General features: G+C 64.2%; 1 protein-coding gene and 1 pseudogene. Both read left to right on the top strand.

What is annotated here, in order from left to right:
• Positions 1-325, top strand: a pseudogene (locus tag EOD15_RS34680) (ACP S-malonyltransferase); the annotation flags it as partial.
• Positions 326-382: 57 nt separating this feature from the next.
• The coding region (fabG, locus tag EOD15_RS34675) for a 3-oxoacyl-[acyl-carrier-protein] reductase (protein ID WP_127409321.1) at positions 383-1,087 on the top strand (705 nt) is incomplete at its 3' end.

The following is a 1,087-nucleotide window of genomic DNA, read 5'->3' as shown; positions in this document are numbered from 1 at the left end:
GATGGCGCCGGCCGCGAACGTCATGCGCGAAGCCCTGGCCGGCGTGGCAAAGAACGCGCCGGTGGTTCCCGTCCTCTCCAATGTCACGGTCAGCCCGACCAGCGATCCGGACGAGATCGCCCGCCGCCTGGTCGAACAGATAACCGGCCGCGTGCGTTGGCGCGAGACGGTGGAATGGTTCGGCGCAAACGGCGTCACCACGCTTTACGAGATCGGCGCCGGCAAGGTGCTTTCAGGATTGGCGCGGCGCATCAACCGCGATGTCGCCACCGCGTCGGTCGGCACCGCGGCTGACGTCGAGGCGGCCATGGCGGCGCTTGCATAAAGCGTCACTTGATCCCATCCCTGTAAAGGGTGTTCTCTTCTCAATCAGGAGACAAAAATGTTCGAATTGACTGGCCGCAAGGCGCTCGTCACCGGCGCATCCGGCGGCATCGGCGAGGCTATCGCCAGGATGCTGCATGCGCAGGGCGCGATCGTCGGCCTGCATGGCACCCGCGTCGAGAAACTGGAAGCGCTGGCTAGCGAGCTTGGCGACCGGGTCAAGCTGTTCCCGGCCAATTTGTCCAACCGTGAGGAGGTCAAGGCGCTCGGCCAGAAAGCCGAAGCCGATCTCGAAGGCGTCGACATCCTGGTCAACAACGCCGGCATCACCAAGGACGGCCTGTTCGTGCGCATGTCGGATGCCGACTGGGACAGCGTGCTCGAGGTCAACCTGACCGCCGTGTTCAGGCTGACCCGCGAACTCACCCACCCGATGATGCGCCGCCGCCATGGCCGCATCATCAACATCACCTCGGTGGTCGGCATCACCGGCAATCCCGGCCAGACCAATTACTGCGCCTCAAAGGCCGGCATGATCGGCTTCTCCAAATCGCTGGCACAGGAGATCGCCACCCGCAACATCACCGTCAACTGCGTCGCCCCGGGCTTCATCGAATCGGCGATGACCGACAAGCTCAACGACAAGCAGAAAGAGGCGATCATGGCGGCGATCCCGACGCGGCGCATGGGCACCAGCGTTGAAGTCGCGTCCGCCGTCGCTTATCTCGCCTCCAACGAAGCCGCCTACGTCACTGGCCAGACC

The sequence above is a fragment of the Mesorhizobium sp. M7A.T.Ca.US.000.02.2.1 genome (genome assembly GCF_003996995.1).
Classification (GTDB): domain Bacteria; phylum Pseudomonadota; class Alphaproteobacteria; order Rhizobiales; family Rhizobiaceae; genus Mesorhizobium.
The sequence above is the reverse complement of the archived record's forward strand: the minus strand, read 5'-3'. Positions and strand labels throughout refer to the sequence as shown.